Below are 23,186 nucleotides of genomic sequence, written 5' to 3'. Positions count from 1 at the left end.
CCTTGACCCGCGAGCACCAGGTACTGAACCCGGCGACGGAGGAACTCCTCGCCACCGTCCCCGCCACCACGGCGGCCGGGGTGCACACCGCCGTCACCCGCGCCGCCGCCGCACAACTGGTCTGGGCGGCGCTCGCACCCGCCGACCGGGCCCGGCTGCTGCGCCGCTTCGCCGTCGCCGTCGACACCCACATCGAGGAGCTGGCCCGGCTGGAGGTCCTGGAGGCCGGGCACACGATCGGCAACGCCCGCTGGGAGGCGGGCAACGTCCGCGATCTCCTCGACTTCGCCGCCGGGGGAGTGGAGCGGCTCAGCGGCCGGCAGATCCCCGTACCCGGCGGCATCGATCTGACCCTGCTCGAACCCCTCGGCGTCATCGGGGTCATCGCGCCCTGGAACTTCCCCATGCCGATCGCCGCCTGGGGAACCGCCCCCGCCCTCGCCGCGGGTAACGCCGTCCTCCTGAAACCCGCCGAGACCACCCCGCTGACCGCACTCCGGCTCGCCGAACTCGCCCTGGAGGCGGGCCTTCCCGAGCACCTCTTCCAGGTGCTGCCGGGCGCGGGCGACGAGGCGGGCCACGCTCTCGTCGAGCACCCGGGGGTCGCGAAGATCGTCTTCACGGGCTCCACCCGGGTCGGCAAGCAGATCATGGCCGAGTGCGCCGCACGCGTGAAGCGGATCACCCTCGAACTGGGCGGCAAGAGCCCCAACATCGTCTTCGCCGACGCCGACATCGAAGCCGCCGCGGCCGCCGCGCCCCTGTCCTTCCTCGACAACGCGGGCCAGGACTGCTGCGCCCGCACCCGGATCCTCGTCCAGCGCTCCGTGTACGACCGCTTCCTGGAACTCCTCGCCCCGGCCCTCGCCGCCGTCGTGGTCGGTGACCCGGCCGACGAGAAGACACAGATGGGCCCGCTCATCTCGCGGACCCAACTGGACCGGGTGCGTCGTTACGTCCCCGAGGACGCCCCCGCGATCCGCGGCAGCGCGCCCGAGGGCCCCGGCTTCTGGTTCCCGCCGACCGTCCTCACAGACGCCGGCCCGGACACGCCCGTCGCCACCGAGGAGGTCTTCGGACCGGTCGCGGTCGTCCTGCCCTTCGACGACGAGGCGGACGCCGTCCGGCTCGCCAACGCCACCGAGTACGGCCTCGCCGGATCGCTCTGGACGCGCGACGTGGGACGCGCGCTGCGCGTCGCCCAGGCGGTCCGGGCGGGCAACCTCTCCGTCAACTCCCACTCGGCGGTCCGTTACTGGACCCCGTTCGGCGGGTTCAAACAGTCCGGACTCGGCCGGGAGCTGGGCCCCGACGCCCTCACCGCCTTCACCGAAACCAAGAACGTCTTCCTCAGCACGGAGGCCTGAACCGGTATGAGCACGGACAACGGAATCATCTGCCGCCGCCTCGTCGGCCGCACCGCCGTCATCACCGGCGCCGGCAGCGGCATCGGCCTGGCCACCGCCCACCGGCTCGCCTCCGAGGGCGCGCACGTCGTCTGCGGCGACATCGACGAGACGGCGGGCAAGGCCGCCGCCGAAGCGGTCGGCGGGACCTTCGTAGGCGTCGACGTCACCGACCCCGAACAGGTCGAGGCCCTGTTCAAGGCGGCGTACGACACCTACGGCTCCGTGGACGTCGCCTTCAACAACGCCGGCATCTCGCCACCCGACGACGACTCCATCCTCACCACCGGGCTGGAGGCCTGGAAGCGGGTCCAGGACGTCAACCTCACCTCCGTCTACCTCTGCTGCAAGGCGGCCCTGCCCTACATGCGGCGCCAGGGCAGGGGCTCGATCATCAACACCGCCTCCTTCGTCGCCAGGATGGGGGCGGCGACCTCCCAGATCTCGTACACCGCCTCCAAGGGCGGCGTGCTGGCCATGTCCCGTGAACTGGGTGTCCAGTTCGCCCGCGAGGGCATCCGGGTCAACGCCCTGTGCCCGGGCCCGGTCGACACCCCGCTGCTGCGGGAACTCTTCGCCAAGGACCCGGAGCGCGCGGCCCGCAGGCTCGTGCACATCCCGCTCGGCCGGTTCGCCGAGGCGACCGAGATCGCGGCCGCTGTGGCGTTCCTGGCGAGTGACGACTCCTCGTTCGTCAACGCCACCGACTTCCTCGTCGACGGCGGGATCTCGGGGGCGTACGTGACACCGCTGTAGGCGGCGCGGGGAACCCAGGGTGGGGCGATGAGCAACGCGACACCGCCCGGCTGGTACCCGGACACGGCCGCCCCCGGCAACGAGCGGTGGTGGGACGGGACGGCCTGGACCGCCCACACCCGCCCGTACGCCACCGTGATCCAGCAGCCCGTGGCCGGCCGGGGAGGCACGGCAGGCGCCGGAGCCAGGACCTTCGCGCTCGTGGCCGCCGGTGCGGTGGTCGTCGGCGCCGTCCTGACCGGCGCGGTGCTGCTCAACCGGGGCGACGACGCCGCACCCACCGCGACCCGGCCGGGCACGTCCGCGCCTGGCCCCGCCACCGGCACGGCCCCCGGCGACGCCGGCCCGTCCCCGGACCCCTCACCGTCCGGCACGGACCCCACGGTGCTCGTCGACCAGCTCAACGGCATCACCCTGCTGGTCCCCGACGGCTGGGAGCGGCCCGAGAGCACCGTCGAGGAACTGCTCACCCTGCGCACCAAGGACTCCTACGACTGCCCCGGGGCCTCCTGGTCGTTCTGCCACCACGGGACGGTGACGACTCGCACGCCGAGCGGAACCGATGCCACCGAGCCCGAGGCGCTCGCCAAGGAGGACACCGGCGCCGCCGCGGACCGGGCGTACGAGGAGGACGTCGTCGGCCGGCGGATCCACGGCGGCATCGTCTCCCACCGGCAGATCGCCGCCGGCCCGGTCACCGTGGCCGGACGCACCGGATACCGAGTGCGCCGGCGCGTGGTCACCGCCAAGGGCCCGGGCGGTTATGTGCAGTCGCTCGTCTTCCCCTCGGCCGTCGGCAGCGAGTCGCCCGTCGTCGTCCGTTACGCCTTCGACGCCGGCCCCGACGGACCGCCGCTCGCGCTCATGGACACGCTCACCCGGGGCATCCGGCCCATCGGCGACAGCGAGACCGGCGGGGGCGTCGGCAGCTCTCTCGCACCCTGACCGCCTCTCAGAGGAACGTGCGGCCCTCGCCCCGGTACGTCGGCACGGTCGCCGTCACCCGGTCACCCTCGATCAGCTGAAGCTCGTCGAACCGCTCGCACAGCTCCCCGGCCTTCGCATGCCGGAACCACACCTTGTCGCCGATCAGGAGATCGTCGGCCGGGGCGCCGAGCAGCGGAGTCTGCACCTCGCCGGGGCCCTCCTGCGGGTCGTAGCGCAGTCCCTCCGGCAGGTACGGGACCGGCAGCCGGTCCGCACCGGCCGCCCCGGACGCCGGGTAGCCGCCACCGAGCACCGTCACCACGCCCACCCCGGGCCGGCGCACCACGGGCTGGGCGAACAGCGCCGCCGGGCGTGCCGTGAACGAGGTGTAGTTGTCGAACAGCCGCGGCACGTAGAGGCCGGAACCGGCCGCGATCTCGGTGACCGCGGCCTCCGCGGCGGTGTGCTGCACACTGCCGGTGCCGCCGCCGTTCACGAACTCCAGATCCGGCGCCACGGCCCGCACCGCCCGCACCACCTCGGCCCTGCGCGCCGCCAGCTCCCTGCGGCCCGTGGCCTGCATCAGCCGGATCGCCCGGGAGCGCAGCGGCCGTCCCGCCAGCGAGTCGCCGACCCCGGCGATGTGCCCCTCGTACGCCATCAGCCCCACCAGCCGGAAACCGGGCCGGCGGGCGACGGACCTGGCCAGCTCAGCCAGTTGCGCGGGGGAGCGCAGCGGCGAGCGCAGGGCCCCGATCCTGACCCGGCCGCCGAGCATCCGCAGGGAGGTGTCCAGCTCGAGACAGACCCGGATCTCCTCCGTACCACCCGCCCGCGCCGCGTCGATGAGCTCCAGCTGCGCGTGGTCGTCCACCATCACGGTCACGGCGGCGGCGAGCTTCGGGTCGGCGGCCAGCTCCGCGAAGGCCGAGCGGTCGGCCGACGGATAGGCCAGCAGGACGTCCTCGAAACCGGCCCGCGCCAGCCACAGCGACTCGGCGAGGGTGAACGACATGATCCCGGCGAACCCGGGACGTGCCAGCACCCGCTCCAGCAGGGCCCGGCAGCGCACCGACTTGCTCGCCACCCGCACGGGCTTCCCGCCCGCCCGCCGGACGAGGTCGTCGGCGTTGGCGTCGAACGCCTCCAGATCGACGACGGCGATCGGGGCGTCGAGATGGGCGGTGGCCCGGTTGTAGCGGGTCCGGTCAGCGGCGCGGGCAGTCATGGCCGCAGCTTGCCAGACGGCTGTACCGCTGGGTAGGGGGACGTTCTGCGCAGATCGTCCCGAGCGTGACGGCCCGCTGCCACGACGGCCACCCCAACCCGTAGAGTGACGGACACGCGGCGAGCAACGGGCCTGCCCGGGCAGCCGATCCGCGTACGGTACGGAACGGACCAGGGGGGCGGATGAGTACCGAGGCGCAGCGCGCTCCCGTCCCGCCCCGTCCGGAGTCCACGGTTCCGCCCCGCCCGACCACTCCTCCGCTTCCCGCGGAGCCCGCCGACGGGCCCGCGGACCCCGCGATCACGCCGCGCCCCGAGCCCACGGTTCCGCCCCGCCCCGCCGCCCCGCCGCCGCTTCCCGCGGAGCCCGCCGCCCGGGCCACGGGCCCCGCGGTCCCGCCCCGCCCGGTCATTGCGCCGCGGGACGACCGCGAGCCGGCGCCCGCTGCGAGCGACACGGCGCCGCCCCCCGTGGAGACGACCGCCCGCCTGCGCCCCGTGCCCCCGCCGAGTTCCGCCGGGGCTCCGGCATCCCCGCCCCGGCCGACCGCCACGCCCCCAGCCGTCACCCGGCGGCGGCCCGTGGGCGCCGTGGAGCTCGGCGGCCCGCCGGTCGGGGCCGGGGCAGCCGCCCCGTACGCCTACCGCCCCCCGCACTCCCACCCCCCGGCCGAGACGCCGGCCGAGACCACCACCCGGCTGCGGCCCGTGCGGACCCGGCACCCCTTCAGGACCGCGGCCGCCGCGGTCTGTGTCGTGCTCGGCCTCGGGCTGATCGGCGGGGCCGCCACCGGCAGCTGGCTCATCAGCGACTCGTCCGCCGACCCCGCGGCCCACAGTGCCTACACCGTGGGCCACGACGCCTGGCACAGCATCCCGGTCGACACGCTCTTCCCCCGGACGCTCAAGGGCGATGGCGCGGGCCCCGGCGGCGCCGACCGCGTCTGGACCAGGATCGCCGTGGCCCCGGACAGCGGCTGCACCGGCGCGCTCGATCCGTTGCTGCTGAAGACGCTGCGGCCGGTCGGCTGCGCCCGCCTGCTCCGCGCCACGTACACCGACGCGACGAGCAGCAGCGTCACCACGGTCGGGCTGGTCTTCACGGAGGCCGGCACCGAGGCGATGCGGGCCCTCGGCTCGAGGTACACCCGGGAGGGCCTCGGCGCGCGCGCCGACCTGATGCCCCGCACCTACCCGGTGAAGGGCAGCCCCGCCGCCGGGTTCGGCGACCGGCAGCGTGCCAGCTGGACCGTGCACGTACTGACGGAGGTGCCCGTCGTCGTGTTCGCCGTCTCCGGTTTCGCCGACGGGCGCAAGGTCACCGACCCGCAGCCCGCCGAGAAGGCCATGGAGGTGAACGCGACGACCGCGCCCGCCCAGGCCGGGCTCGGGCACGAGGCCAAGGGCGTCGCCGACCGGGTCGAGCGGGGACTGCGCAGAACCGTCGCCGATCTCACGGAGAAGCCCGAATGACCCGCCGCGTCCGCCCCCGCAGGCTCCTCGGCGCGGTCTGCGCCGCCACCGCCCTCGCGCTGCTGCCTGCGTCGCCGGCCGGTGCGGACACCATCCGGGCCCAGCAGTGGGGCCTGGACGCCCTCCACACGGACCGGGCCTGGCAGACCACCCGCGGCAAGGGGATCACCGTCGCCGTCGTCGACACCGGGGTCGACGGCAGCCTCCCCGACCTGACCGGCCAGGTGCTCCCGGGCAAGGACATGATCGGGTTCGGCGCCGGACGTGGCGACCGGGCCTGGGCCAGGCACGGCACCGCGATGGCCGGGATCATCGCCGGCCGGGGCCACGGCGGCGCGGGCGACGAGGGGGTCATCGGCATCGCGCCCGAGGCGAGGATCCTCCCCGTCCGGGTCATCCTCGAAGCGAGCGACCCGGCGCGCGCCAAGGCCCGCAAGACCCGCGGCACCGCCCTCGCCGACGGCATCCGCTGGGCCGCCGATCACGGCGCCGACGTCATCAACCTCTCCCTCGGCGACGACAGCGAGTCCGCGCACCCCGAACCGGGTGAGGACGCCGCCGTCCAGTACGCGCTGAAGAAGGGCGCGGTCGTCGTCGCCTCGTCCGGCAACGGGGGCGAGAAGGGCGACCACATCTCGTACCCCGCCGCCTACCCGGGCGTCATCGCGGTCGCCGCGGTCGACCGGTACGGCACCCACGCCTCGTTCTCCACCCGCCGCTGGTACGCCACCGTGAGCGCGCCCGGGGTCGACATCGTCGTCCCCGCACCCGACCGCAAGTACTACGTGGAGTGGGGCACCTCGGCGGCGTCCGCGTTCGTCTCCGGCGCGGTCGCCCTGGTGCGGGCGGCGCACCCGGGGCTGACACCCGCCCAGATCAAGAAGCTCCTCGCGGACACCGCCCGCGACTCCCCGTCCGCCGGCCGCGACGACGCCCGGGGCCACGGCATCGTCGACCCGGCCGCGGCCATCGAGGCGGGCCGCTCACTGAGCCCCGCCGGGCTGCGCACCGAGTCCGCCACGGCCGGCTACCGCAAGCGGTACTTCGGCTCCGGCCCCACCCCGCCCCGCGCGGACGACGCCCCCGCCGGCTGGCTCGCCCCCACCGCGGGCGGCCTCGGCGCGCTCCTGCTGGCCCTGGCCGTCGCCCTGTGGCACGGCCGGGGCGCCCGCCCGGCCACCTCTCGCCGCTGAACGGCGGTCACCGGGGCCCCGCCCCGCCGCTGAACGGCGGTCACCGGGCCGCCCCGTACCCGCCGCTGAACAGCCCTCACCCCCCGGGGCCGGCCCGCACCACCCCCACGGCCGCCTTCGCCACCGACTCGACGAGCGCGATGCCCGCCTCCTTGGCCGGCTGGCCGGCGGACAGCACCGCGACCAGGCAGGTCCGCCCGTCCGCCGTCACGCGCCCGATGCTGTTGATGTTCCACAGCCCGGTGGCGGTGCGCGGCATCCAGCCGTTCTTGAGCGCCCCGTCACTGCCCGCCGCCGACACCCCCCACCGCTGGTCGGCCTCGACCTGCGCCATCAGCCCGCGCAGATACTTCCGTGACTCCTGGCTCAGCTCCGCGTCCGCGTCCGTGCCGAACACCGCCTCCAGCAGCGTCAGTTGATCGGCCGCCGTCGTCCGCGTCAGCCCCCACGCCGTCGCGGCTGTCGTCGCGGTGAGACCGAGCCGTTCGTTCGCGGCGTCGAGGCCGGAGGCGCCGCCCACGGCCGTCAGCAGCGCGGTGGCGGATTCGTTGTCGCTCCGCTCGATCATCGCGACCGCGTGCGCACGCTCACCGGCGGTCAGCGCACGGCCCTCGTCCTGGGTCCGGAGCAGCAGCGCCGCGAGGATGTCGACCTTGACGATGCTCGCGGTGTCGTACGTCGCGTCCGCGCCCCCGTACACCGCCCGCGTCCCGCTCGCGCCGTCCAGCACGGCCACCGACACGGCCGCCGTGCCCGAACCGGACAGCAGCGGCTCGACGGCCGCCGCCAGTTCCTTGTCGAGATCCACCACCGGCTCCTCGCTCGTCGCCGCCGCGGCCGGAGCGGTCGCGGCAGGTGCGACGGACGATACGGAAGCCGCGGCGGCGGGCGCGTGATCCGGCGACCGGCCGGTCAGGTACGCGCCTGAGGCGGCCGAGCCGGCCAGCACGACCGCGGCCGCCACGGACGCGGACAGCGCGGATCTGCGGATTCTGTCTCGGGGCATGGCCCGGACGCTAGGAACCGCAGCTGAGAGCAGCCTGAGTCCGACCTCTCGACGGGATGAGAAAGCCCAGGCACTACGCTCGCCCTGTGGCGCAGAAGAACATTCCGGACTCCGGATACTCCGACGACGACGGCACGGCCGACCCCGCCCTCACCGCGGCACTCGCCGCCTGGGCCGAGGACCGCAAGGCCGTCGGCCCGGTCCTCGAAGCCCTCAAGGGGGCCCGTCTCCTCGTGCCCGTGGTGGCCGTCCTCGGTGAGGTGGAGGAGGACGAGAAGGGACTGCGCCGCGAGAAGACCAGCGACATGGCGGTCCCCACCCTCCAGGCCGGTGACCGCCGCGCCCTGCCCGCCTTCACCTCCACCGCCTCCCTGGCGCGCTGGGACCCGCAGGCCCGCCCCGTCGCCGTACCCCTGCACCAGGCCCTCCAGGCCGCCGCGCACGAGAAGGCCGACACCGTGGTGCTCGACCTCGCGGGACCGGTGGCCTTCGAGCTGACCGGGTCCGCCCTGCTCGCCCTCGCCGAGGGCCGCACCAGCGCCGACCCGCTGGAGGACCCCGCCGTCACGAGGGCGGTACGTGACGCCGTCGCCGCCGAGCCCGCCGTCCTCCGCGCCCACCTGGGCCCGGGCCGCGCCGACGGCACGCTCGCCCTGGTGCTGGCGGCGGACGCGGACCCCGCGCAGACGGCCGGCCGTCTCGCGCGGGCCCTGGCGGCGGACGAGGTGCTGCGCGCCCGCCTGGTCCGCGGCCTGGACCTCGCGCTGCTGCCGGCCGACGCGCGGGCGCCCGGTGAGGCCCTGTTCACACGCTGACGGGCGCGCCCTCGTACACGCCGTGAGCCCCCTGCCGGTCGGCAGGGGGCTCACTGATCACGGGGCGGAGGGGAGAAGGGCTGGGACTCAGCCGAAGACGGGGCCGGTGTACTTCTCGCCGGGGCCCTGGCCCGGCTCGTCCGGTACGAGCGAGGCCTCGCGGAACGCGAGCTGCAGGGACTTCAGGCCGTCACGCAGCGGAGCCGCGTGGAAGGAGCTGATCTCCGTGGTGCTCGCGTCCAGCAGGCCGGCCAGCGCGTGGACCAGCTTGCGGGCCTCGTCGAGGTCCTTGTGCTCGTCGCCGTCCTCGGTCAGTCCGAGCTTCACGGCGGCGGCGCTCATCAGGTTGACGGCGACCGTCACGATCACCTCGACGGCGGGCACCTCCGCGATGTCGCGGGCCATCTCGTCGAAGCCGGGGGAATCACTGGTGGGGGTCGCGTCACTCATGCGCCATACGATAGGCCCACGGCAGACCCGCCTCCGCCTGCGGGAGTGCGTGCGGCCGCCGGTTAGCGCCCGCCCGGGCGAGCTGCTAACCTTGTGTAACGACCGGCTGGGCATCTATGTGCCCGGCCCACAAGTGGAGGCTCCGATCTCCCACCTTGCCGTCCTCAGGACGGCGGGTCATCCGGTCAGGTGGCGCCCATCGTTCCGTACGGACGATGGAGCCGCCCGATGCGCCCCGCGGTTGACCGCGGCGGTGTTCCGGTTGTTCAGGAGCCCCGCCTGTGTCCCGTCGGGGCATTTTTCATGGTCCCGCGCGGTTGGTCTGTCGAAACAGACGTTACGTGGCTGTCCGCCAGACGGCCGCGTGGTGCTACCGAGGAGGATCCATCAGCGCCGAGCCCCGCATCAACGACCGGATTCGCGTACCCGAGGTGCGACTTGTCGGTCCCAGCGGCGAGCAGGTCGGGATTGTCCCGCTTGCCAAGGCCCTGGAACTCGCACAGGAGTACGACCTCGACCTGGTCGAGGTGGCGGCTACCGCCCGTCCGCCCGTGTGCAAGCTCATGGACTACGGGAAGTTCAAGTACGAGTCGGCCATGAAGGCCCGTGAGGCGCGCAAGAACCAGGCGCACACGGTCATCAAGGAGATGAAGCTCCGGCCGAAGATCGACCCGCACGACTATGACACCAAGAAGGGTCACGTCGTCCGGTTCCTCAAGCAGGGCGACAAGGTCAAGATCACGATCATGTTCCGTGGTCGTGAGCAGTCCCGCCCCGAGCTGGGCTTCCGACTGCTCCAGCGTCTCGCTTCGGACGTGGAGGAACTCGGCTTCATCGAGTCCAACCCGAAGCAGGACGGCCGGAACATGATCATGGTTCTGGGCCCGCACAAGAAGAAGACCGAAGCCATGGCCGAGGCCCGCGAGGCCCAGGCCGCCCGCAAGGCGGAGCGTCAGGGGTACGCCCACGACGACGACGCCGAGGTTGCGGACGAGGCTGTCGAGGCTCCGGCCGAGACGAGCCCCGAGGCTCCGGCTCCGACCGACACACCTTCCGAGGCGTGACCTCAGGGGGTGCCATCCAGGCGCCCCCCGGGTCCCCCCGGAATCCCATCAAGATCTGACGCCCCTGCAGTCCGGTGCCCGCACCGAGAGGGGCGCCACTGACGAGGAGAGAACGGCGCGATGCCGAAGAACAAGACGCACAGCGGTGCCAGCAAGCGCTTCAAGATCACCGGCTCCGGCAAGGTGCTCCGCGAGAGGGCCGGCAAGCGCCACCTGCTCGAGCACAAGTCGTCCAAGAAGACCCGCTCGCTGACCGGCACGGTCGTCGTGGCTCCGGCCGACGCCAAGAAGATCAAGAAGCTTCTCGGCAAGTGAGGCCGTCGTCCCCGGTGTCACCGGGGACGCGCCCTCGATCCGACCGGGACCAATTCGTTTCCGGGCCGTGTGAGTACGACCACGGCCCCGCTACAAGGAGTTAACAAGTGGCACGCGTCAAGCGGGCAGTCAACGCCCACAAGAAGCGCCGGGCGATCCTCGAGGCCGCCAGCGGCTACCGCGGTCAGCGCTCGCGCCTGTACCGCAAGGCCAAGGAGCAGGTCACCCACTCCCTGGTCTACAACTACAACGACCGCAAGAAGCGCAAGGGCGACTTCCGTCGGCTGTGGATCCAGCGCATCAACGCCGCTGCCCGCCAGAACGGCATGACGTACAACCGCCTCATCCAGGGTCTGAACGCCGCCAACATCGAGGTGGACCGCAAGATCCTGGCCGAGCTCGCGGTCAACGACGCCAACGCGTTCGCCGCCCTCGTCGAGGTTGCCCAGAAGGCCCTCCCGAGCGACGTCAACGCCCCGAAGGCCGCCTGATCCAGGCTGTACTTCTTGGCTTTTGAGCCGGACCCGCAGGCGCACGCCGTCTGCGGGTCCGGTGCGTTGCAGACCCCGCACCTTCGTCACCAGAGAGGCTCGCCGCCGACATGGGCACCCCCGAACTGATCTCCCCGCGATCGCCACGCGTCGCCGCCGCCCGGCGGCTGGCCCGGCGGAACTTCCGCGGCAAGGAGCGCATGTTCATCGCCGAGGGGCCTCAGGCCGTGCGCGAGGCCGCGGAGCATCGCGGCAGCGACGGCGGGCCGACCCTCGTCGAACTGTTCGCCACCGTCGAGGCCGCCGAGCGCTACGAGGCGATCATCGACGCCGCCCACGCGGCGGGCGCCCGGGTGCACCTGGCCGACAGCGAGGTCCTGGCCGACGTGTCGCAGACCGTCACCCCGCAGGGCCTGATCGGTGTCTGCCGCTTCCTGGACACGCCCTTCGCGTCGGTCGTCGCCGCACGGCCCAAGCTCGTCGCCGTCCTGGCGAACGTCCGCGACCCTGGGAACGCCGGTACGGTGCTGCGCTGCGCCGACGCCGCGGGCGCCGACGCGGTCGTCCTCACCGACGCCTCCGTGGACCTGTACAACCCCAAGTCCGTGCGGGCTTCCGTCGGGTCGCTCTTCCACCTGCCGGTCGCCGTCGGCGTGCCCGTCGAGCAGGCGGTGCAGGGGCTGCGGGACGCGGGCGTACGTATCCTCGCCGCCGACGGCGCGGGCGAGGACGACCTCGACGACGAGCTCGACGCCGGCACCATGGGCGGGCCCACCGCCTGGGTCTTCGGCAACGAGGCCTGGGGCCTGCCCGAGGAGACCCGCGCGCTGGCCGACGCCGTCGTGCGCGTACCGATCCACGGCAAGGCGGAGAGCCTCAACCTCGCCACCGCCGCCGCCGTCTGCCTGTACGCCTCCGCACGCGCCCAGCGCCCCCGCCGCAGCGACGGCTGAACCACCCCGCACCCCCCGCCCCGGGCGCACGGCCCCGCAGGGTGTCGCTCCGTCACCGGTGACTAGTAGGGTGACGAACTCGGGGGCCCACTGCACCGGTTCGAGAGGTGGGGTACGGGAATGGCTGTCGGCATGAGCGGACCGCGAGCGGCACATGCGGCCGTCGTGCGCGCCGCCGAGGACCCGGAGACCGCCGCCGCGGGCATCGGATCCGGCGGCCACGCACTGGACCCGGACGACCTGCCCGACGGGCTCGTCGTCGCGGACGAGACCGGCAGGGTCATCGGCTTCAACTCCGCCGCCGCACGGATCACCGCCGTGCCCCGGGCCGCCGCCCTCGGCCGCCCACTGGAACACGTACTGCCGCTGGAGGACCTCAAGGGCCGCCGCTGGTGGGAGCTGACCGACCCCTACAACGGCCTCGCCATCCGCGTCGGCCAGCCCGAACGCAACCTCCTGCTGCCCGGCGGCCGCGAGGTGCTCGTCTCCGCCCGCTACGTACGCGAGAGCCCGAAAGGCCCCGTACGGCGGCTCGTGGTCAGCCTGCGCGGCACCGAGGCCCGCCGCCGCAACGAACGCAGCCATGCCGAACTCATCGCGACCGTCGCCCACGAGCTGCGCTCGCCGCTGACGTCCGTGAAGGGCTTCACGGCCACGCTGCTGGCCAAGTGGGAGCGGTTCACCGACGACCAGAAGCGGCTGATGCTGGAGACCGTCGACGCCGACGCCAACCGGGTCACCCGGCTGATCACCGAGCTCCTGGACATCTCCCGGATCGACTCGGGGCGCCTGGAGCTGCGCCGCCAGCCCGTGGACCTCTCCGCCGCCGTCGAACGGCACGTACAGGCGCTCACCGCGTCCGGCCAGGAACCCGGCCGGTTCCTCGTCCGCACCTGCCAGCCGCTGCCCGCCGTGTGGGCCGACCCGGACAAGGTCGACCAGGTGCTCGGCAACCTGCTGGAAAACGCGGTGCGCCACGGCGAGGGAACCGTCACCATCGAGGTGGCACCCGCACCGGCCAAGAGCGACGAGAAGGGAACGGCGGTCACCGTGAGCGACGAAGGCCCCGGCATCCCCGAGGAGTCGATGGGCCGCGTCTTCACCCGCTTCTGGCGGGGCAGCAAGCGCGGCGGCACCGGCCTGGGCCTCTACATCGTCAAGGGCATCGTCGAGGCGCACGGCGGCACGATCACGGTCGGCCGCGGCCCCGGGGGCGGCGCCGAGTTCCGATTTATTCTGCCCGTGAGCACCCCGGCCTACATGAAGTAGAGAGCCGGAGCGGCCCACGGGCGGCCCCCGCATCCTGTGACCCTTAGACTCGACCTTTGGCACCTTTGCGTCCTCCAGTCGTCGAGCGGGGCCGCGCCACCAGCCAATCGGAAGTACGGGAAGAGATGTCGGCACCGAACAAGTCGTACGACCCAGTCGAGGTCGAGGCACTGAAACCGGAAGAGATCGAGCGCATCCGGGACGAGGCGTTCGCCGCCTTCGCCGCCGCGGGCGACCTCGACGCGCTCGCCCAGGCGAAGACCGCGCACACCGGTGGCACCTCGCCCCTGTCCCTCGCCAACCGCGAGATCGGCGCCCTGCCGCCCCAGGCGAAGGCCGAGGCCGGCAAACGCGTGGGCCAGGCCCGCGCCGCCGTGGGCAGGGCCCTCGCGGCCCGCCAGACGGAGCTGGAGGCCGAGCGTGACGCCCGGGTCCTGGTCGAGGAGGCGGTGGACGTCACGCTGCCGTACGACCGCACCCCGGCAGGCGCGCGCCACCCGCTGACGACCATCATGGAGCGCGTCGCCGACGTCTTCGTGGCCATGGGCTACGAGGTCGCCGAGGGCCCCGAGGCCGAGGCCGAGTGGTTCAACTTCGACGCCCTGAACTTCGTGCCCGACCACCCGGCCCGGCAGATGCAGGACACCTTCTTCGTCGAGGGTGCCGACGGCGCGAAGAACGACGAGTCCGGTGTCGTCCTGCGCACCCACACCTCGCCGGTCCAGGCCCGCACCCTGCTCGACCGCGAGCCCCCGGTCTACGTCGTCTGCCCCGGTCGGGTCTACCGGACGGACGAGCTCGACGCCACGCACACCCCGGTCTTCCACCAGATCGAGCTGCTCGCCGTCGACGAGGGCCTCACCATGGCGGACCTCAAGGGCACCCTCGACCACATGGTCCAGGCGCTCTTCGGCCCGGACATGAAGACCCGGCTGCGGCCGAACTTCTTCCCGTTCACCGAGCCGTCCGCCGAGATGGACATGGTCTGCTACGTCTGCCGCGGCGAGTCCGTCGGCAACCCGGACCGCCCCTGCCGCACCTGCGGCAGCGAGGGCTGGATCGAGCTGGGCGGCTGCGGCATGGTCAACCCCAAGGTGCTCATCGCCTGCGGCGTCGACCCCCGGAAGTACAGCGGATTCGCCTTCGGGTTCGGCATCGAGCGCATGCTGATGTTCCGCCACAACGTAGAAGACATGCGAGACATGGTCGAAGGCGACGTCCGGTTCACCCGGCCCTTCGGGATGGAGATCTGATGCGCGTCCCGCTTTCCTGGCTGCGGGAGTACGTCGACCTGCCGGTCACCGAGACCGGCCGTGACGTACAGGCCAAGCTCGTCGCCGTCGGCCTGGAGGTCGAGACCGTCGAGCAGATCGGCGCCGGCCTCAAGGGCCCCCTGGTCGTCGGACAGGTGCTGACCATCGAGGAGCTGGAGGGCTTCAAGAAGCCCATCCGCTTCTGCACGGTGGACGTCGGCACCGCCAACGGCACCGGTGAGCCGCAGGAGATCGTCTGCGGAGCCCGTAACTTCGCCGTCGGCGACAAGGTCGTCGTGGTCCTGCCCGGCGCCGTGCTGCCCGGCGACTTCGCGATCGCCGCGCGCGAGACGTACGGCCACACCTCGCACGGCATGATCTGCTCCACCGACGAGCTCGGCATGGGTGACGACGGCACGCACGGCATCATCGTGCTGCCGCCGGAGCACGAGGTCGGCACCGACGCGATCGAGCTGCTCCAGCTCGTCGACGAGGTCCTCGACATCGCCGTCACGCCCGACCGGGGTTACTGCCTGTCGATGCGCGGCGTCGCCCGTGAGACCGCCATCGCGTACGGCCTGCCGCTGCGCGACCCGGCCCTCCTGGACGTGCCCGCGCCCAACGCGTACGGCTACCCGGTCAAGGTCGCCGACCCGATCGGCTGCGACCGCTTCACCGCGCGCACCGTCGTCGGTCTCCAGCCCGAGGCCCGGTCCCCGATCTGGATGCAGCGCCGGCTGCAGAAGGCCGGCATGCGGCCGATCTCGCTCGCCGTCGACGTGACCAACTACGTCATGCTCGAACTGGGCCAGCCGCTGCACGCCTACGACCGGACCCGGATCGACGGTCCGATCGGGGTGCGCCGCGCCGAGCAGGGCGAGAAGCTCACCACGCTCGACGGCACGGTCCGCGTCCTGGACGCCGCCGACCTCGTCATCACCGACAACCGGGGACCGATCGGTCTCGCGGGCGTCATGGGCGGGGCCAACACCGAGATCGCGGACGCCGCCGAGGGCGCGCACACCACCGAGGTCGTCATCGAGGCCGCGCACTTCGACGCGATCTCGATCGCCCGGACCGCGCGCCGCCACAAGCTGGCCTCCGAGGCGTCCAAGCGCTTCGAGCGGGGTGTCGACCCGCAGGCCGCCGCAGCGGCGGCGCAGCGCACCGTCGACCTCCTGGTGCTGCTCGCCGGCGGCACCGCCGAGGCCGGCGTCACCGAGGTCACCGCCCCGTCCGGCCCCCGCACCATCACGATGGCGGCCGACCACCCGGACAAGGTGGCCGGTGTGGCGTACGGCCGCGAGACCGTCGTGCGCCGCCTCCAGGAGGTCGGCTGCGACGTCTACGGGCAGGACGAGCTCCTCGTCACGGCCCCGTCGTGGCGGCCCGACCTGGGCGAGCCGAACGACCTGGCCGAAGAGGTCATCCGGCTGGAGGGTTACGAGAACCTCCCGTCCACGCTCCCGACGCCGCCGTCCGGCCGCGGGCTCACCGACCGCCAGCGGCTGCACCGCCGCATCGGCCGGGCCCTCGCGGGCGCGGGCTACGTCGAGGCGCTGAACTACCCGTTCACCGGCGAGGCGGTCCTGGACCAGCTGGGCCTGGAGGCGGACGACGCCCGCCGCCGCACGGTCAAGCTCGTCAACCCGCTCTCCGACGAGGAGCCGTCGCTGCGTACCACGCTGCTGCCGGGCCTCCTCGGCGCACTGCGGCGCAACGACGGCCGGGGCAGCCACGACCTCGCGCTCTTCGAGACCGGTCTCGTCTTCCGGCCCACCGGCCAGGAGACGAAGCCCGTCCGGCTGCCCGTCGACCGGCGTCCCTCCGACGAGGAGATCGCCGCCCTCGACGCCGCGCTGCCGCGTCAGCCGCGCCGCGCCGCCGTCGTCCTCGCGGGCGCCCGCGAGCAGGCCGGCTGGTGGGGCAAGGGCCGCCCGGCCGACTGGGCTGACTCCGTCGAGGCCGCCCGGACCATCGCCCGTGAGGCCGGTGTGGACCTCACGGTCCGCGCCGACCGGCACGCGCCCTGGCACCCGGGCCGCTGCGCCGCGCTGTATGTGACGGTCGACGGCGAGGAGACCCTCTTCGGTCACGCCGGCGAGCTGCACCCGCGCGTCATCAAGGAGCTCCACCTCCCCGAGCGCACCTGCGCGATGGAGGTCGAGCTCGACGTCCTGGAGCGGGCCGTCGACGGCGCCCTCCAGGCGCCGCGGATCTCCGCCTTCCCGGTGGCGACCCAGGACGTCGCCCTGGTCGTCGGCCAGGACGTGCCCGCCGCCGACGTGGAGCGGGCGCTGCGCGACGGAGCGGGTGAACTCCTGGAGTCGCTGCGGCTGTTCGACGTGTTCACCGGCGAGCAGATCGGCGAGGGCCGCAAGTCCCTGGCGTACGCCCTGCGGTTCCGTGCCGCCGACCGCACGCTGACCGTCGACGAGGCGAGCGCCGCCCGTGACACGGCGGTGGCCCTGGCCGCCGAACGTACGGGCGCGGTGCTGCGCGGCGCGTAACGGCGCACCCGCACACTGAGGAGGGGCGTATCCGGCCACCGGATACGCCCCTCCTGTGCGCTCGCCCGGAGGCGGGGGACCGCACGCGGGCTACGGCCCGGCCCGGGGAGGACCCGGTTCCCGGCCGGCCCCGCAACAACCCTCCGATCCATGGGCAGTGGGTCGTGCGATCCGGCGCCGTCCGCGCTGCCACGGAGTGTCGGGCAGGTCGGCAGAGCGGACGGCGCGGAGGTGGGTCGTCGTGCTGTACGAGGGGGAGCAGACGACCCGGCCGCCTCTTGCGAGGGACTCAGTCAAGCGATCCTCGGACCGGTGCGACAGGGTGCGCGGCGGGACGGTTCGGGCATTCCGTTCACACCCCGTGTGAATCGTGCTCCACTTGGGCGACACGTCCTGGCGTGCCGACCCATCGGAGGGGGCAATGGGGGCAATGGAGCCCAACACTCTGCTCGAGGCCCTGATCGACGAGGCGGGGGTCTCCCGGGCCGGACTCGCCGCACATGTGAACCAGGCCGGCCGCACCCGGGGGCTCTGCCTGCGCTACGAGCACACGGCCGTCGCCCGCTGGCTGAAGGGCCAGCGCCCGCGCGGCCAAGTGCCCGACCTGATCTGCGAAGTGCTGGGGAACCGCCTGAGCAGGGCCGTCTCGCTCGACGACATCGGTATGGCGGCCCACGGCGGCCACCGGCCCGTCCAGAGTTCCTCGCTCACCGGATTCGTGGAGCGGGCCACCGCGCTGTGGCGCTCCGACGAACAGCAGCGCCCCCATGTCGTCGCCGCGCCCGCCGTCACCGGAACCCCCGCGGTGATGCCCGTCTGGGAATGGGAGAACCCGCCGGAGGACGCCGACGTCTCCCGTACCGGCCCGCAACGGGTCGGCCCGGCGGACATAGCGACCCTGCGTGCCGCCCGTGCCCACTACGAACTGATGTACCGCAAGGCAGGCGGAATCGCGACGCGTTCGCGCATCGTCGGCTTTCTCAACGCGGAGACGGCCCCGCTGCTGCGCGGCGGCTACAGCGACGCGATGGGGCGTCAACTGCACCGCGCCACGGGCGCTCTGGTGGCCGTGGCGGGCATCTGCGCGTACGACTCCGACGCGCACGGTCTCGCCCAGCGCTACTTCCACCAGGCGCTGCGGCTGGCCAAGGCGAGCGGGGACCGGGGCCTCGGCGGCTATGTCATCGCCCTGCTGGTGAACCAGTCCCTCTTCCTCGCCGACTTCCGGCAGTCCGTCGCCTTCGCCGAGGCGGCTCTGCGGGCCGCGGGACGCGACATCACCCCCGCGCTCGCGGCCGACCTCCACGCCATGCAGGCGAAGGCGTACGCCCATCTCGGCGACCGGACCGGCGCCATGCGGTGCATCCGCCGCGCCGAGTCCGAGGCCGCGAGGATCCTGCCCGGTCAGGAGCCGGACGAGACGGGGTACGTCCAGCCGGGACTGGTCGACGTGCAGGTGGCGGAGGCTCTGCTGCGTCTGGGGGACCTCCCGGCGGCCAGGGAGCACGCCGCGGCGGCGGTGCGGGCGCCCGCGCACGACCGGGGCCGTGTCCACCGCCTCGCGATGCTCACCACGATCGACCTGCGGCAGGGCGAGGCAGACCGGGCGGCGGTCACGGCGGCGGAAATGGCGGAGCACGCTCGCGGCATGGAGTCGCAGCGGCTGCGTGACCGGTTGCGGGCCGTACGGGAGCACCTGGTCGCGAGCGGCAGCGCGGAGGCGGAGCGGGCCGCGGATCTCGTCGACGGGGCGCTGAGGGTGCCGCTGTGAGTCGGGTTCTGCTGCGATATGGCCACCTACTAGTCAGAAGGTGGCAGAACTGTGCAGTGGACGAGCCTGAACGAACAGACTGTGTACGAGAATCGCTGGTTCCGGGTCAATCTGGCGGATGTCGTCCTCCCCGACGGCCACCACCTCGACCACTTCGTGATCCGGCTCCGCGCCGTCGCGGCGGCCACCGTCGTCAACGAGGCGAACGAGGTCCTGCTGCTGTGGCGGCACCGGTTCATCACCGACAGCTGGGGCTGGGAGCTCGCCGCGGGAGTGGTCGAGGAGGGAGAACAGCCGGCGGCCGCGGCGGCCCGGGAGATGGAGGAGGAGACCGGCTGGCGCCCCGGCCCCCTGCGCCCGCTGCTGACCGTGGAACCGTCGAACGGGCTCACCGACGCCCGGCACCACTTCTACTGGGGCGAGGAGGCCGGCTGGACCGGCGACCCCGTCGACGGCTTCGAGTCCTCGCGCCGTGAGTGGATACCGCTGAAGCTGGTGCCCGACATGATCGCCCGCGGCGAGGTCCCGGCTGCGGGGATGGCCGCCGGGCTGATGCTGCTCCACCACTTACGGCTGGGGTGAAAACCGACCCGTCCGCGCGGGTGGGGCGCCCACGGCCCCCTCACCCGCGCGGGCGGGTCGGGGAACCCACTCGTGGGACTACGAGAAGGCGATCCGGTTCTACGCCACAGGACACCCCAACTCCCCTGCGTGCGGGTGTTCCAAGTGCCACTATGTCCTCCTGTACCGGGGGTGGCGCCATTCCGCCGGTTGTGCCCGTGCGAGGGGGAATGACGATGGCTGATGAGCCGTCCGCGCCTTTGGACGTCGGCGCGTTACTCGACGGGCCGAGGCTGCCGCTCGGCAGCGACCGGACCCTGGCACAGCAGGCGCTGCTCTCGGCCGCCCAACCCACGCTCGAGTACCTGTGCGCGCAGGTGGCCGCCGAGGACGTGGCCGCCCTCCGCGTGCTGCGGGACCAACGGACCCAGGTGCACGCTCTCCTGACGCCCAGGGCAACGGCGCAGACCAGCGTCGTCGCCCTGGCGGGCCATTCGCCGTACCGCCCGGCGAGGGAGTCGGAGCCGGGCCTCTCCCAGGCGCTGCGGGCCTCCGCCGCGATGGGGCTGGCTCTGGTGGACGACGCCCAGCGGGCCCTGGACGAGCTGGCCGTCGGTATGCGCTGGCTGCGTCACTCCTGGGCGCAATTGCCGCCCGCCGACGGCCAGACGTCCGATCTCCACGGCTTCCTGTCCGGCCTCGCCCCGCTGACGAAGGCCGCCGGACACCCGGCGCGGATCCGGCGGCTGGTCGAGGGGCTCGGCGCGGAGGACCGGGACCTGGCACTGCCCGTCCTGCTCTGGCTGCTGACGCTCGACAGAGCTCTGCCCGACCCCCGGTCGGTGGCGTCGGCAAGCGTGCTCTTCGACGGGGGCGACACCGGGGTGCGCGGCACCCTCAGCATGGCGGTGCTGCCGAACGGGCCGCCCGCGCTCGTCCCCGACCCCCGTACCATGGCGGGCTTCCGCGCCAACGCGGCGTTCCACGGTTCCCTACGGAACGCCTGGAAGGCGGCGGGCAGCGGGGTCGGCGGAACCGTCCTCTGGTCGATCACCGACAACGAGGGCGTCACCGCGATGGTCACCGACTCCTCCCTCGGCTGCGCCTGCGCCGTCCTCCTGGACGAAGCGCGACGACAGAACACAGGACACGTCCGACGCGTCGTGACCGTCCGGCGGATCAATCCGCGGACCGCGTTGGTCGGCGCGCTCGATGGAACTGCCGAAGGCCGACTGCGCGGCGTCGGCGGCTACGACAGGAAGCTTCGCGTGGCCGGTAATGGCCAGACCGTGGTCCTGCCGAAGGGCGATCTGCTGAAGGCTCAAGAGATATGGAAGGGCGACCGGGCGGCCCGGCTGAAGGCTGTCGGGACCGTTGCCGAGGCCGCGAAGGCCGCCCGTACCTTGGACACGCACGCCTTCATGCGAGTCGGGGTGCCGGCCGTCGGAATCCTGACCACGCTGGTTCTGATCGTCGGTGTGATGGCGTACTTGTTCTGGGACCGCGGTGAAGAGCGCGCGCGGGAGGCGCTCGCCGCCGACCTCGTCACCGAGGCCCTGACGCGGCGCGGCACGGAGCCCAGGCTGGCGGGGCTGCTTGCGCTGGCCGGGGAGCGGATCGACCCTGGCACCCCGAGGGCCGAGCAGGCCATGCGGGACGTCCTGGAGACCAACTCCGGTCTGCGCCTGGCCTGGAAGGCGAGCCCAGGCAGCGTGGACGGCGTCGCTGTCGACGACGAACGGAACCGGGTGTACACCACGGGGGACGATCCCTACCTCAAGTCGTGGGACCTGCGGACCGGCAAGGCGCTGGGCAAGGTCCCGGCCGAGGTCGGCAAGCTGCTGTTCAACGCGAAGGCCGGACTCCTTGCCGGCGAGGCCAGGGACGGGATCCGTCTGTACTCGGCTCAGGGACCCGTGCCCGAGCCGCTCGCAACCTTGCCGGAGGCGAGCTGCGCGGGCCCGGACACGTACCGGGTGGCGACCGCGTTCACCGAGCTCGGGAACCGGCTGGTCGAGGTGCGCAACGACGGCACGATCGCCGAGTTCGATGTACTCACGCGCGAGGAGACCCGCTGCCGCAGGTCGGGGCCGGACGGTGCCTCACAGGGCCGCTGGCGGGTCGTCGATGCGGCGGTAGCTCCGAGCGGGCCGGCTTCCGGCCAACTGCCGGGCGAGGAGCGGGCGGTCCTCCTCCTCGACGACAACAAGGTGGTCTCGGTCGGCCTGGACACCCACAAGGTCGAGTCGGAGATATCGGACGAGGACCTGCCGGGCCGGGCCACCGCCGTCGGGGCCAACGACGAAGTCGTGGTCGTCGCCACCCCGCGCGGCGTGTTCGCCTGGGACCGGCAGCGGAAGCGACCGCTTGACTATCCCGTCGGCGCACTGGCCGACCAGCCGAGGGTGATGATCGAGCACAGCGGAAGCGTCGTCATCGCGGGCGACGGAGGCACCGCACTGGTCCCCCTGGGCACCGGCGGCGACGCGGCGTCGAGCCGAGGGCTGGAACGGCCCCGCGGCGGAGCGGCGAGCGCCGCCGCCGTCGGCGAGTTGTTCACCGTTGTCGCTGCCGGTCACGACGGCTGGGTAGGCGTGCTGGACCGCCGCCCCGGGCCGCTCGGAATGCTCCCCGGCGAAGCGTCGAGCACCGCGACCTTCGACACGGACGGTTCGCTGCTGCTGTCCGACGTCATGGGAAGACTCTCCTACGGTCTGCTCAGGGTGCGCCCGGAACCTCTCCCGTATCGGCAGAACCCCGCCATGGCCGAGTACCCGACCCTCGCGGAGTACAAGTCGAGGGGCCAATTCATCAACGACGCGGCTTCCTCCCCCAGGTACGTTGCCACCGCCGGACAGTTTCAAGGAGCCGCCAGGATCGTGGTGTGGCGTCGGGACGGGACCTGGCTGCGGGACCTGCAGCCGCCCGGCGCCGACCGCGGCACCACCTCCAGTGCCCACCGAATCGTCGTCGGCGTGGGCTTCGTCCCGGGCGAGGACCTGCTCGTGGCCCGGCACGTCGACGGGCCCCTGTATCTGTGGTCCACGCGTACCTGGAAACCGGTGGGCACCGTCCCGCTCGGCCCGAGCGAAGGGCTCGGCCTGACCCTGCATGAGAGCCGGCCGCTTGCCCTCGCTCTGGAGCGGGCCGGTGCCGACGACGCCCGCCTCGTTCTCGTGGACCTCGTGAACCGCACCACCAAGGCGGTCGATGCCCCGGGAGTCCACCGGTTCGCCTGGAGCCGGGACGGCTCGCGGGTGGCACTGCTCGGCCCGGGCAACACCGTGCGGTTTCTCGACGCCGACCTGCGCGAGACGGCCCCGCCACTGCGACTCACGGGCGCCGTGACGGCGCCGTCCTCGATCGCGCTGTCGCCCGACGGCGGCCAGGTCGCGGTCGGGTACGCGGACCGGGTCACCGTCCGGGACGCGGCCACGGGCGACCTCGCCCTGCCGGAGCTGCGAGTCTCCGGCACGGACGAGATCCTCCACCTGCGGTGGTCGCCGAACGGCGAGGTACTGGCCGGAATCACTCGGTCACCGCTCGGCCGGGAGGGCGACCGGCCCGCCGGGCCGGTCGAGCTCTGGAGAGTGGGCGCCATCGACTGGGGCGAGGTGCTGTGCCGCTGGGCCGGCTCGGGGCTCACGAAGGAGGAATGGCTCGACCACGTCGGCCCGACCGAGCCGTACATCGATCTGTGCTCAGACAAGAAGTGAGGCCGCCGCCATGCCACGTGTCCGTCCTTC

Annotated in this window: 19 protein-coding genes; 16 read left to right on the top strand and 3 right to left on the bottom strand. The window is 73.1% G+C overall.

Going from position 1 to position 23,186, the window contains the following annotated elements; genetic code table 11:
- Positions 1–2 precede the first annotated feature (2 nt).
- From ABTX18_RS18875 to ABTX18_RS18865, 3 genes are read left to right on the top strand one after another with little or no spacing between them, the layout of a single operon-like run.
- Positions 3–1,367: an aldehyde dehydrogenase family protein gene (locus ABTX18_RS18875; protein WP_352123827.1), complete on the top strand. Its 1,365-nt coding sequence runs from the start codon at positions 3–5 to the stop codon at positions 1,365–1,367.
- Positions 1,368–1,373: 6 nt separating this feature from the next.
- On the top strand, positions 1,374–2,162 hold the full coding sequence (locus ABTX18_RS18870) for a 3-oxoacyl-ACP reductase (protein WP_352123826.1): 789 nt from the start codon (positions 1,374–1,376) through the stop codon (positions 2,160–2,162).
- A gap of 27 nt (positions 2,163–2,189) precedes the next feature.
- Positions 2,190–3,107, top strand: coding sequence for a DUF2510 domain-containing protein (locus tag ABTX18_RS18865; RefSeq protein WP_352123825.1), 918 nt, complete (start codon positions 2,190–2,192; stop codon positions 3,105–3,107).
- A gap of 7 nt (positions 3,108–3,114) precedes the next feature.
- Here ABTX18_RS18865 and ABTX18_RS18860 read toward each other — a convergent pair whose 3' ends face one another.
- The gene (locus ABTX18_RS18860; protein WP_352123824.1) at positions 3,115–4,317 is read right to left on the bottom strand and encodes an amino acid deaminase/aldolase; all 1,203 of its coding nucleotides are present in this window, start codon (positions 4,315–4,317) and stop codon (positions 3,115–3,117) included.
- Positions 4,318–4,907: 590 nt separating this feature from the next.
- On the opposite strand from ABTX18_RS18860, the gene ABTX18_RS18855 reads away from it, so the two are divergent.
- Entirely contained in the window at positions 4,908–5,789 is an 882-nt protein-coding gene (locus ABTX18_RS18855; RefSeq protein WP_503061172.1) for a hypothetical protein, read from the top strand.
- A complete protein-coding gene (gene mycP, locus ABTX18_RS18850; protein WP_352123823.1) occupies positions 5,786–6,982 on the top strand; it encodes a type VII secretion-associated serine protease mycosin in 1,197 nt (398 codons plus the stop codon). The genes ABTX18_RS18855 and mycP overlap by 4 nt, the downstream gene beginning before the upstream one ends.
- Positions 6,983–7,058: 76 nt before the next feature.
- Here mycP and ABTX18_RS18845 read toward each other — a convergent pair whose 3' ends face one another.
- Positions 7,059–7,988, bottom strand: a complete 930-nt coding sequence (locus ABTX18_RS18845; RefSeq protein WP_352123822.1) for a serine hydrolase — start codon at positions 7,986–7,988, stop codon at positions 7,059–7,061.
- An 86-nt stretch (positions 7,989–8,074) separates the two neighbouring features.
- Here ABTX18_RS18845 and ABTX18_RS18840 point away from each other — a divergent pair, with 86 nt between their 5' ends.
- Positions 8,075–8,803 (top strand): SseB family protein, encoded by a 729-nt coding sequence (locus ABTX18_RS18840; protein WP_352123821.1) that lies wholly within the window; start codon positions 8,075–8,077, stop codon positions 8,801–8,803.
- 87 nt (positions 8,804–8,890) lie between these two features.
- On the opposite strand, the gene ABTX18_RS18835 is transcribed toward ABTX18_RS18840, so the two are convergent.
- Complete coding sequence (locus ABTX18_RS18835; RefSeq protein WP_136327541.1) at positions 8,891–9,253, bottom strand: DUF1844 domain-containing protein; 363 nt, start codon at positions 9,251–9,253, stop codon at positions 8,891–8,893.
- Positions 9,254–9,594: 341 nt separating this feature from the next.
- On the opposite strand from ABTX18_RS18835, the gene infC reads away from it, so the two are divergent.
- The 10 genes from infC to ABTX18_RS18785 all read left to right on the top strand — a co-directional run bounded on the left by infC (position 9,595) and on the right by ABTX18_RS18785 (position 23,156).
- Positions 9,595–10,317 carry a translation initiation factor IF-3 gene (gene infC, locus ABTX18_RS18830; RefSeq protein ID WP_352123820.1) on the top strand — a complete coding sequence of 241 codons (723 nt, stop codon included), beginning with the start codon at positions 9,595–9,597 and terminating at the stop codon, positions 10,315–10,317.
- A gap of 120 nt (positions 10,318–10,437) precedes the next feature.
- The gene (gene rpmI, locus ABTX18_RS18825) at positions 10,438–10,632 is read left to right on the top strand and encodes a 50S ribosomal protein L35 (protein ID WP_003970213.1); all 195 of its coding nucleotides are present in this window, start codon (positions 10,438–10,440) and stop codon (positions 10,630–10,632) included.
- Between the two features lie 107 nt (positions 10,633–10,739).
- Entirely contained in the window at positions 10,740–11,123 is a 384-nt protein-coding gene (gene rplT / locus ABTX18_RS18820; protein WP_024494113.1) for a 50S ribosomal protein L20, read from the top strand.
- Between the two features lie 110 nt (positions 11,124–11,233).
- On the top strand, positions 11,234–12,076 hold the full coding sequence (locus ABTX18_RS18815) for a TrmH family RNA methyltransferase (protein ID WP_352123819.1): 843 nt from the start codon (positions 11,234–11,236) through the stop codon (positions 12,074–12,076).
- A 120-nt stretch (positions 12,077–12,196) separates the two neighbouring features.
- Positions 12,197–13,345, top strand: a complete 1,149-nt coding sequence (locus ABTX18_RS18810; protein WP_352123818.1) for a sensor histidine kinase — start codon at positions 12,197–12,199, stop codon at positions 13,343–13,345.
- A gap of 125 nt (positions 13,346–13,470) precedes the next feature.
- Entirely contained in the window at positions 13,471–14,598 is a 1,128-nt protein-coding gene (gene pheS / locus ABTX18_RS18805) for a phenylalanine--tRNA ligase subunit alpha (protein WP_352123817.1), read from the top strand.
- On the top strand, positions 14,598–17,108 hold the full coding sequence (gene pheT / locus ABTX18_RS18800) for a phenylalanine--tRNA ligase subunit beta (protein WP_352123816.1): 2,511 nt from the start codon (positions 14,598–14,600) through the stop codon (positions 17,106–17,108). The genes pheS and pheT overlap by 1 nt, the downstream gene beginning before the upstream one ends.
- A 430-nt stretch (positions 17,109–17,538) precedes the next feature.
- Positions 17,539–18,879: an NsdA family TPR-like regulatory protein gene (locus tag ABTX18_RS18795; RefSeq protein ID WP_352123815.1), complete on the top strand. Its 1,341-nt coding sequence runs from the start codon at positions 17,539–17,541 to the stop codon at positions 18,877–18,879.
- A 51-nt stretch (positions 18,880–18,930) separates the two neighbouring features.
- Positions 18,931–19,461, top strand: coding sequence for an NUDIX domain-containing protein (locus tag ABTX18_RS18790; protein ID WP_352123814.1), 531 nt, complete (start codon positions 18,931–18,933; stop codon positions 19,459–19,461).
- A gap of 215 nt (positions 19,462–19,676) precedes the next feature.
- A complete protein-coding gene (locus ABTX18_RS18785; RefSeq protein WP_352123813.1) occupies positions 19,677–23,156 on the top strand; it encodes a WD40 repeat domain-containing protein in 3,480 nt (1,159 codons plus the stop codon).
- Positions 23,157–23,186: the final 30 nt, after the last annotated feature.

Origin of the sequence: Streptomyces sp. NPDC096323, from assembly GCF_040302845.1 — a bacterium.
Classification (GTDB): Bacteria; Actinomycetota; Actinomycetes; order Streptomycetales; family Streptomycetaceae; genus Streptomyces.
The sequence above is the reverse complement of the archived record's forward strand: the minus strand, read 5'-3'. Positions and strand labels throughout refer to the sequence as shown.

Excerpts from the sequence above, each read along its gene's own strand:
- ABTX18_RS18870 (WP_352123826.1), top strand. The coding sequence starts at position 1,374 with ATGAGCACGGACAACGGAATCATCTGCCGCCGCCTCGTCGGCCGCACC.
- ABTX18_RS18865 (WP_352123825.1), top strand. The coding sequence starts at position 2,190 with ATGAGCAACGCGACACCGCCCGGCTGGTACCCGGACACGGCCGCCCCC.
- ABTX18_RS18860 (WP_352123824.1), bottom strand. The coding sequence starts at position 4,317 with ATGACTGCCCGCGCCGCTGACCGGACCCGCTACAACCGGGCCACCGCC.
- mycP (WP_352123823.1), top strand. The coding sequence starts at position 5,786 with ATGACCCGCCGCGTCCGCCCCCGCAGGCTCCTCGGCGCGGTCTGCGCC.
- ABTX18_RS18845 (WP_352123822.1), bottom strand. The coding sequence starts at position 7,988 with ATGCCCCGAGACAGAATCCGCAGATCCGCGCTGTCCGCGTCCGTGGCG.
- ABTX18_RS18835 (WP_136327541.1), bottom strand. The coding sequence starts at position 9,253 with ATGAGTGACGCGACCCCCACCAGTGATTCCCCCGGCTTCGACGAGATG.
- rpmI (WP_003970213.1), top strand. The coding sequence starts at position 10,438 with ATGCCGAAGAACAAGACGCACAGCGGTGCCAGCAAGCGCTTCAAGATC.
- ABTX18_RS18815 (WP_352123819.1), top strand. The coding sequence starts at position 11,234 with ATGGGCACCCCCGAACTGATCTCCCCGCGATCGCCACGCGTCGCCGCC.
- ABTX18_RS18810 (WP_352123818.1), top strand. The coding sequence starts at position 12,197 with ATGGCTGTCGGCATGAGCGGACCGCGAGCGGCACATGCGGCCGTCGTG.
- pheS (WP_352123817.1), top strand. The coding sequence starts at position 13,471 with ATGTCGGCACCGAACAAGTCGTACGACCCAGTCGAGGTCGAGGCACTG.
- pheT (WP_352123816.1), top strand. The coding sequence starts at position 14,598 with ATGCGCGTCCCGCTTTCCTGGCTGCGGGAGTACGTCGACCTGCCGGTC.
- ABTX18_RS18795 (WP_352123815.1), top strand. The coding sequence starts at position 17,539 with ATGGAGCCCAACACTCTGCTCGAGGCCCTGATCGACGAGGCGGGGGTC.
- ABTX18_RS18785 (WP_352123813.1), top strand. The coding sequence starts at position 19,677 with ATGGCTGATGAGCCGTCCGCGCCTTTGGACGTCGGCGCGTTACTCGAC.